Origin of the sequence: Paraburkholderia sp. EG304, assembly GCF_046543485.1 — a bacterium.
Classification (GTDB): Bacteria; Pseudomonadota; Gammaproteobacteria; order Burkholderiales; family Burkholderiaceae; genus Paraburkholderia; species Paraburkholderia youngii.
The window spans coordinates 65,146-73,689 of the sequence record NZ_JBKGUA010000036.1; the positions used below are offsets into that span (position 1 = coordinate 65,146).

Consider the following 8,544-nt stretch of genomic DNA (forward strand, 5'->3'; position numbering starts at 1 on the left):
TGCCGGCGCAGCGTCGGGTTGCTTTGCGAGGAATCAGCGCGAGTCCCGATGAATGTCGTGCGTGACGAAACCGGCATCGTTCTCCGGCATCTCGAGCCAGTTGGGCTGTTCGAGCGAACGGACAATGTCTTCGAGACCGCTTCGCCAATGCTCGCGCATCGTCGACAGACCGAATTGAAAGTCCTTGTAGTGTCCTTCGTATTCCTTGTGCCGGTAGATCAGGTGAATCACGTTGTAGCGCTTCGAGCACGACAGATCTTCGGCCAGCTTGCACCACGGATCGTCGCGTTGCTCTTCAGGCACACGGTCCAGCACCTCGCGCAGTACGTGACGGAAACGCTGCGAACGCTGCAGCATGTCGGTCACGAGACGCGTACGGCTCGAATACTGGATGTCTTTCATGCGCCCCTGCACGTCGGTGATGTTGTCCGGCACCGGCCCGATCGCGCTCCATAGATCGACCTGAAACGCGAGCGTATCGCGACGCGGCGTGGTCTGGAGCACCTCGTAGAGCGGCGTATTCGACATCAGGCCGCCGTCCCAGTAGAACTGACCGTCTATCTCGACGGCCGCGAAGCCCGGCGGCAACGCGCCCGACGCTATGAAATGCTCGGGCCTGAGCGTGGTGTGCGTATTGTCGAAGTACGCGAAGTTGCCCGTGCCGCAATTCACCGCGCCCACCGACACGCGTATTTCCCCGGAATTGATCCGGTCGAAATCGCACAGTGACTCGAGCGTGGCCTTCAGCGGCGTGGTGTCGTAGTAGCTCGCCAATTGCGGCGGACCGGACACCGTGGGCAACGGCGGCGGGAAACGCGGCACGAAAAAGCCCTTTTGACCTTCGACGATCGCGCTCATTGCCTGCGCTGCAGTAAATGCCTTGCTCACCGCTTCGCTCGAATTGAACAGCACGTGTTCGACCGGAGCCGGCAACGGCGGCCCGAACGCCGGCTGGCAGATCGTCTCCCAGAATTGCAGCAGACGCTCGACGCGTCGTTCCGGCGGATTACCTGCAATGATCGCCGTATTCAACGCGCCGATCGAAATCCCCGCGATCCAGTTCGGTTCGACGCCGGCTTCGTAAAGTCCCTGAAAGACGCCTGCCTGGTAGGCGCCGAGCGCGCCACCGCCTTGCAGCATCAGCGCGACGGTTTCGTAGTTGGGCAATCGGGAGTGCCGGCGCGAGCGGGCGGCAATCGTCGGACCCGCACCCTCCCCGTCGCCGGACACGCCCACGCGCGCCCGCTTCAGATTGCGTTGCGCCACAGGCCGCCCCTTAGTGCATATACCAGCCGTGGCTCACGACGAACGACTGGCCCGTCAGCGCTGCGCTCGGGAAGGTCGACAGGAACAGCACGGTCTGCGCGACGTCTTCGACCGTCGTGAAGATACCGTCGACGGTACCGCCCAGCATCACGCGCTTGATCACTTCTTCTTCGCTGATGCCGAATTCCTTCGCCTGCTCGGGAATCTGCTTGTCCACCAGCGGCGTGCGCACGAAGCCCGGACACACGACGTGCGAACGCACGTTATGCGCAGCGCCTTCCTTGGCGAGCACGCGCGACAGACCCAGCAGAGCGTGCTTCGCGGTCACGTACGCCGACTTCAGCGGCGAGGCGAGATGCGAGTGGACCGAACCCATGTAGATCACGACGCCGCCGCGACTGTCCTTGTACATATGCTTGAGCGCGGCCTTGGTGGTCAGGAACGCGCCGTCCACGTGAATGGCCTGCATCTTCTTCCAGTCCGAGAACGAATAGTTTTCGATCGGATTGACGATCTGGATGCCGGCGTTGGAAACGAGAATGTCGATCGAGCCGAATTCCTCGGCGACCTTGTCGATACCCTGGTTGACGGCGTCTTCGCTCGTCACGTCCATTGCCACGCCGATTGCCTTACCGCCGCCCTTTCTGATTTCTTCAGCCACGGCGTTCGCGCCGTCCTGGTTGAGGTCGGCGATCGCGACCGCCGCACCCGCGGCCGACAGAGTCAACGCGATCTGCTTGCCGATACCACTCGCGGCGCCAGTGACGACGGCGACCTTGCCGTTCAGATTCGAGTTCAGAGACGACATCCAGAACCTCCATGCAGTTGTTGAGCAATGAGACCACGAAGCCGCGCGCGGCGAGAAGTCGGCCAAACGGTATAGACCGTTCGGCGGATGCAGCGCGGCGGCCGACTTTGCTATTGTGCATGAACCCTGTGAACGACATAGGTAAAACGCACGCCGAACCGGATCTATTTAAACTGAACGCTTTCCGGCTGAATCCGGGCTCCATTCCCGTGGCATCACCAACCAGGAGACATGCATGAATTATCGACGTCTGGGCCGCTCTGGCCTGAAAGTGAGCGAGTTGTCGATCGGCTCATGGGTCACGTACGGCAACCAGGTGGATCACCGCGCCGCGCGCGAATCGCTTGCCGCGGCGCGCGACGCGGGCGTCAATTTCTTCGACAACGCCGAAGTCTATGCGGGCGGCAAATCCGAGGAAATCATGGGCCATGCGTTGAAAGAGCTCGCGTGGCCGCGCGTGAGCTACGTGGTGTCGACGAAATTTTTCTGGGGACTCAACGAAGCGCCTAATCAGTACCACACGCTGAACCGCAAGTACCTGATGAACGCGATCGACGGGTCGTTGAAGCGCCTGCAACTCGATTACGTCGATCTCGTGTTCTGTCATCGTCCCGACCCGAACACGCCGGTCGAGGAAACGGTCTGGGCAATGAGCGACATGATCGCGCGCGGCAAGGCGCTGTACTGGGGCACCTCGGAATGGAGCGCCGACGAGATTCGCGCCGCATATGAAATCGCCGAGCGGCACCATCTGCACAAGCCTGTCATGGAGCAGCCGCAATACAACCTGTTCCACCGCAAACGTGTCGAGCACGAATACAAGCGGCTTTACGAGGACATCGGCCTCGGCCTGACCACGTGGAGTCCCCTGGCATCGGGCCTGCTCACCGGCAAATACCGTGACGGCGTACCTGCCGACAGTCGCGCGCAGTTGCAGGGCTATGACTGGCTGCGTCAGCAGCTCACCGACCCGACGCACAACAACGTGGTCGGCCAGCTCGGCGCGGTCGCCGACGAGCTCGGCTGCACGGTCGGTCAGCTCGCGATCGCGTGGATTCTGAAGAATCCGAATGTCAGCACGGTGATCACGGGCGCCTCGCGGGTCGAACAGATCGGCGAAAACATGCAGTCCGCCGAGGTGGCCGAGCGTATTACGCCTGAGATCAAACAGCGGATCGAGGAGATCATCGGCGAGGCGCACGAGTAATCGCGCGCGCAGCGCCACGCACTGAGTGGCCAACCGGGCACGCGCGGTCGCGTACAATACGCGACCGCGCGTCGCCGGCTCCTTCGGGCCAGCCTGCGCTCTCTTAGCGTCCTCTCATCATGCTCAGCTACCGCCACGCCTTTCATGCCGGCAATCACGCCGACGTTCTGAAACACGCCGTCGTGTTGCAGCTCCTGCGCTACCTTGGCCAGAAGGACCAGGCCTACTGGTATATCGACACGCACGCGGGCGCCGGCGTCTACTCGCTGAAGGAAGGCTACGCGACGAAAACCGGCGAGTTCGAGACGGGTATCGCAAAACTGTGGGGCCGCAACGATCTGCCGCCGCTGTTCGCCGACTATGTCGACGAAGTCAGCGCGCTCAATGCGGATGGCCAGTTGCATTTCTATCCGGGCTCGCCGTATCTGGCGTGGCGACAGTTGCGCGCGCAGGATCGTGTGCGGCTATTCGAATTGCACAGCACCGAAATCGATGTGCTGCGCCACAACTTTCGCGACGCGGGTCGCCGCGCGATGCTGTACGCGGGCGACGGCTTCGACGGCATTCTCGCGCTGTTGCCGCCGGCGCCGCGTCGCGCGCTGATCCTGCTCGACCCGTCGTATGAAGACAAGCGCGATTATGGACGCACGCTGCGCTGCGTCGAGGAAAGTCTGAAGCGGTTTCCGACCGGCACGTATGCGGTCTGGTATCCACAGGTCAAGCGCCCCGAGTCGCAGCGCTTCCCCGATCAGCTCAAGCAGTTGCAGAAGGACAACTGGCTGCACGTCAGCCTGACCGTCAGCAATCCGCCGGAAGACGGCTATGGGCTGTTCGGTAGCGGCATGTTCATCCTGAACCCGCCGTATACGCTTGCGAAGATGCTGAAGGATCAGATGCCATGGCTCGTCAAGACGCTCGGCGAGGACAAGGCTGCGACGTTCAAGATCGAATATCGCGGCAATTGAACGCGACGAGCGGCGCTTGAGCGGATTGCGCGTGCGGTCTGCAGTTGCCTGCCCGCGCAACCCGATCTGCGCTCAGGTTCACTTCAACTGCGCGGCTGCCTTGCTCGCGAACTGGTTCGTATAGGTCGCACTCAGTTCGATCTTCTTCGGATCGAGCCGGGTGTCGAACGACGACAACGCGCGCAGCGCCGTCGCCGGCCCATCCGCGGGCATCAGTCCGTCCGGCGAATACGCATCGCGCACATTGTGAAAGGCGTCGAGATAAAGCGTCGGGTCGCCCAACAGATAGGCTTGCGGCACCATCTTCAACAGATCGGCATCGCTCGCGATCTGCAGCCAATGATTGGCGCGCACGATCGCATTGGTCAGCGCCTGCGTCGTCTTCGGATTTTTCTGGATGAAGCTTTCGGGCGCGTAAAGCGTTGCCGCAGGCATCGTACCGCCGAATACCTCCCGCGTGCCTTTGACCGTACGCGTATCCACCAGCACCTTAATTGCGCCGCTACGCGTGAGCTTGGTCATCATTGGATCGACATTGGATAGTGCGTCGATCTGCCCACTGCCCACCGCGGCCAGCACCGTCGCGCCGCTGCCGACGCCGATCGCCGAAATGTCGCTGCGCTGCACGCCGGCCTTGCGCAACGCAACGGTGAGCACGAGATCCGTCGACGAACCCGGTGCGCTCACGCCGACCTTCGCGCCTTTGAAGTCCGCGAGCGACTTGATCTGATCGGCCTTCGACTTCACCACGCCGATCACGATCTGCGGGGCTCGACCCATCAACACGAACGCGCGATAGTGCTGCCCCTTCGCCTGCATGAACAGCGTGTGCTCGAACGCGCCCGCGCCGACTTCGGCGCTGCCGCCCACCACCGCTTCGAGCGCCTTGGAGCCGCCCGCGAAATCTTCGAGCGTGACGTTCAGGCCTTCGTCCTTGAAGTAGCCGAGCTGCTGCGCGGCGAGGACCGGTAGATAGTAGAGGCCGGGTAAGCCGCCGACGGCCATCGTCAGTGCCGGCATTTCCGGCGCGTCCTTCGCGAATCCGGCACCCGGCAGCGTAGCCAGCGCGAGCAGCATCAGGCAGGCGCGCGTCGCACGCTGCATCCAGTGATTAGGCATGGTGACGTCTCCTTGAGTTTTCCGTTCGAAGCGGTGACGCGGGGCGCAGCCGGGATCCAAGCTCTCGGCGACGAGGCGCGCAACGATTGTCGTCGGACGGTTTCATGGACGCCATGCGCCCAAACCCGAATGGGATTTTCGGGGGCGAAGGAAGCTGGCGTATTGGGGAGAAGCGAGACGCGTTAGTAGCGTCGCCGACGATCTGTCGCCCCCTCGCTGCCTATTGCGGAAACGGCACCGGTCGAGGCATCGGCCGCGGCGGCACGCCACCACCCGCCGGCAACTGGATATACGGCGCGACGACGAACGGCGGCGGCGATTCTGTGGGTAGCTCGACCGGTGCCGCGATCGGCGGTGCGGAGACGATCGGCTCGGGCGCAGGCGGGGAGCTCAACAGTACGGTACCGCTCTGGCCATTATTGATGCCGCCAAGCGTATCGAGAATCACGGGAGGACGCTCGTAATCGGACACCGCATATGCGTCCGACGCGGCGCAGAGGGTGGCGAGCGTCGCCGTGGCGGCCGCGGCCATCACGGATCGGAAAGTTTGCAGCGAACGGACGGAGGACATGGGCGGCCCGATTGGTTATGAATACCGTCTTGCGCGAAAAACGTCCTACATTACCGCGGCCCGCGATACGAAGCTAGTCGATATTCGCCATGAGCAGCCTTCTCGCGACGATCGCTCGAAAAACGCCGAAGGCACGCGTTTTCGATGTCCAGATGCGACAAAGCCCCGCTTCGACGGGGCTCGACATTGGTACAGCAATGGCTGCGCAAAAGCAGGCGCCGCCGGGTCAAACTCGAAGCGGAAACTCAGCGCGAATAGCCGTTGGTTTCGAGCGAACGGATGCGCTGTTCGAGCTGGACGATATCCGACGACGATGCGAGATATGCCTCGCGACGGCTACGTTCCGCGGTTTCGAACCAGGTGCTCAGCTTCTCAAGAATGAATGCAAACATGACGTTCTCCAAGGATCAGATCGAATCCCCGGTGATTTGACATCAGGGATTCCCCTTAAAAGGGTTAACCCGCATTATAGTCCTAAGGTGCAACCTGACCAGTGAAATGCTCGCATGACGTGCATTCCGATTTGGAATGACGCACCGCTCAGTGCTCTGAGAGCGCTGATTTTATTGAGATTGATCGGTACGCTCGGCGCGAACATCATTGCCCCGATTTACACCGCACACTTTCGGTGCGCAACTCGCGGCGAAGTCAAATCCGCAGACTGGGTTGCAACTCTCTCCTCGATCCACCGGCTAAAGCGGGTGGCAACCTTGTCCCGAAACAAGGTCGGTGTCCGCTAGTCGCTCAATAATCGGACAATCTGGCCGCTCATCGCCGTTGCAATGATCGGCCAGATGCGCGAGGGTGTCGCGCATGTCCGTCAGCTCGGCGATTCGGCGATCGAGTTCTGCGACATGTTCGAGCGCGATCCGTTTTACTTCGGCGCTTGCACGCGAGCGGTCGTGCCATAGAGCAAGCAGTCGCCGGATATCTTCGACCAGAAATCCGAGCCGGCGCGCCTGGCGGATAAAACGGAGAGAATGTACTTCCTGCGGGCCATAGACGCGATAGCCGGCGCTGGTGCGCGCCTTCGCGGTCAATAGGCCGACGCTTTCGTAGTAGCGGATCATCTTTGCCGTAACGCCCGAGGCGCGGGCCGCTTCGCCGATGTTCATGACTGTTCCCAAGTTGCGACTGAACTCGAATCGATCCTACACCTTCCCGTCGTGGGAAGGTCGGCTAGCCAAACACGAAACGGCAGGCATAATCCTGCTATTCGCGATCCGATTCCGCCGAGGTCTTTGCAATGACAATCGAACTCCATGTAGAAGGCATGAGCTGCCAGCACTGTGTCGCCGCCGTCACGACCGCGATTCGCGAGCACGACGCCGCTGCGCAGGTTCAGGTGGATCTCGCAAGCGGCCGCGTGGTCGTGGAGTCGGCACAACCGATCGAGGAGCTGAAGGCCGCGATTGACGAAGCCGGATACACGGTCACGTCTCCGCGCTGAGGGTGCCGGGCATGTTCAAGGTTGCCGTAATCGGTGGGTCCGGGCTGCTCGGGCGCGCGCTCAACGACGAACTCGCGGGCCAGGCTGATTGGCACATCGTCTCCACTGCATTTAGCCGGCCGTCTCCGCAAATGGTCGAGTTGGACGTTCGCGATAGCCTTGCGGTCGGGCGTTTCATCGACCACGTGGCGCCGGATGCCGTCGTGATCGCAGCTGCGGAGCGCCGACCGGACGTATGCGAGCGCGATCCGGTACATGCTCATGCGTTGAACGTTGATGCCGTGCGCACGATCGCCCGAGCGGCGAATCGACGCGGCGCGTGGACGCTGTCGATCTCAACCGACTACGTCTTCGACGGCAAGCAACCACCCTATTGTCACGACAGCACACCTGCGCCACTGAACGCGTATGGACATAGCAAGCTCGAAGGTGAACGAGCGCTAATCGAAACGGCCGAGCACGGATGCGTGCTGCGTCTGCCGCTTCTGTATGGGCCGATTGTGAAGTGGTCGGAGTCGGCCGTGACCAGCCTTGTGCCGGCGATCGTGGCGTCGGCAGCGCCGGACAGCCAAGCTGCAAAGATGGACGCTTGGGCGATCCGCTATCCTACGTTCACGCCTGATGTCGCGGTCGTGATCCGACAGATGCTCGAGCGACACGCGCGCGGCGAAACGATTTCCGGCATCGTGCAATGGTCGGGCGACGAGCCCATGAACAAATATGAGATCGCCATGCGCCTGGCAGAAGCATTGCAACTCCGCGCGCAATTGACGCCGCAGCACACGCCCACCGATGCGACGCCGCGCCCTCACAACTGCCATTTGGCATCGAGCCGCCTGGAGGCACTTGGAGTCGGCCAACGCACACCTTTCGATACCGCGATCCGGCAGGTGCTAGCCGCGTTTCCACGGCGGGGAACGGCGACTCCCGTTTGAGCTCGCGTGCTTGCGCACGGACAGCGAAGCAGGAGCCCAATAGCAGGTCGAATTTCACGGAGACCTCATCTCTGCCGATTTCGGCCGCGTAAACGCAAAAACCCCACCGCTGGGGGTGGGGTTTCTGGCTTGTGGGGGAGCCTGACGATTACCTACTTTCACACGGGCAATCCGCACTATCATCGGCGTGGAGTCGTTTCACGGTCCTGTTCGGGATGGGAAG

General features: G+C 61.9%; 10 protein-coding genes. 4 read left to right on the forward strand and 6 right to left on the reverse strand.

Features of this window, described 5'->3' with window-relative positions; all coding sequences use genetic code 11:
- Positions 1-33 precede the first annotated feature (33 nt).
- Together ACLFKU_RS31125 and ACLFKU_RS31130 are read right to left on the reverse strand one after the other, a co-directional pair.
- Positions 34-1,266, reverse strand: coding sequence for a DUF3734 domain-containing protein (locus tag ACLFKU_RS31125; protein WP_410851662.1), 1,233 nt, complete (start codon positions 1,264-1,266; stop codon positions 34-36).
- 10 nt (positions 1,267-1,276) lie between these two features.
- Positions 1,277-2,074, reverse strand: coding sequence for a 3-hydroxybutyrate dehydrogenase (locus tag ACLFKU_RS31130; RefSeq protein WP_410851663.1), 798 nt, complete (start codon positions 2,072-2,074; stop codon positions 1,277-1,279).
- Positions 2,075-2,309: 235 nt separating this feature from the next.
- Here ACLFKU_RS31130 and ACLFKU_RS31135 point away from each other — a divergent pair, with 235 nt between their 5' ends.
- Both ACLFKU_RS31135 and ACLFKU_RS31140 read left to right on the forward strand, forming a co-directional pair.
- The gene (locus ACLFKU_RS31135) at positions 2,310-3,281 is read left to right on the forward strand and encodes a potassium channel beta subunit family protein (protein ID WP_368586690.1); all 972 of its coding nucleotides are present in this window, start codon (positions 2,310-2,312) and stop codon (positions 3,279-3,281) included.
- Between the two features lie 119 nt (positions 3,282-3,400).
- Positions 3,401-4,246, forward strand: coding sequence for a 23S rRNA (adenine(2030)-N(6))-methyltransferase RlmJ (locus ACLFKU_RS31140; protein WP_410851664.1), 846 nt, complete (start codon positions 3,401-3,403; stop codon positions 4,244-4,246).
- Between the two features lie 78 nt (positions 4,247-4,324).
- Here the strand turns inward: ACLFKU_RS31140 and ACLFKU_RS31145 are convergent, their stop codons facing one another.
- The 4 genes from ACLFKU_RS31145 to cueR form a co-directional block, all read right to left on the reverse strand.
- A complete protein-coding gene (locus ACLFKU_RS31145; RefSeq protein ID WP_410851665.1) occupies positions 4,325-5,365 on the reverse strand; it encodes an ABC transporter substrate-binding protein in 1,041 nt (346 codons plus the stop codon).
- A 220-nt stretch (positions 5,366-5,585) separates the two neighbouring features.
- Positions 5,586-5,936, reverse strand: coding sequence for a hypothetical protein (locus ACLFKU_RS31150; RefSeq protein WP_410851666.1), 351 nt, complete (start codon positions 5,934-5,936; stop codon positions 5,586-5,588).
- 245 nt (positions 5,937-6,181) lie between these two features.
- A complete protein-coding gene (locus ACLFKU_RS31155) occupies positions 6,182-6,328 on the reverse strand; it encodes a DUF3563 family protein (RefSeq protein WP_013088978.1) in 147 nt (48 codons plus the stop codon).
- Between the two features lie 300 nt (positions 6,329-6,628).
- A complete protein-coding gene (gene cueR / locus ACLFKU_RS31160; RefSeq protein WP_368586686.1) occupies positions 6,629-7,051 on the reverse strand; it encodes a Cu(I)-responsive transcriptional regulator in 423 nt (140 codons plus the stop codon).
- A gap of 131 nt (positions 7,052-7,182) precedes the next feature.
- On the opposite strand from cueR, the gene ACLFKU_RS31165 reads away from it, so the two are divergent.
- A complete protein-coding gene (locus ACLFKU_RS31165; protein ID WP_368586685.1) occupies positions 7,183-7,386 on the forward strand; it encodes a heavy-metal-associated domain-containing protein in 204 nt (67 codons plus the stop codon).
- Positions 7,387-7,397: 11 nt separating this feature from the next.
- Positions 7,398-8,321, forward strand: a complete 924-nt coding sequence (locus tag ACLFKU_RS31170) for a dTDP-4-dehydrorhamnose reductase family protein (protein ID WP_410851667.1) — start codon at positions 7,398-7,400, stop codon at positions 8,319-8,321.
- The last annotated feature ends 223 nt before the right edge of the window (positions 8,322-8,544 follow it).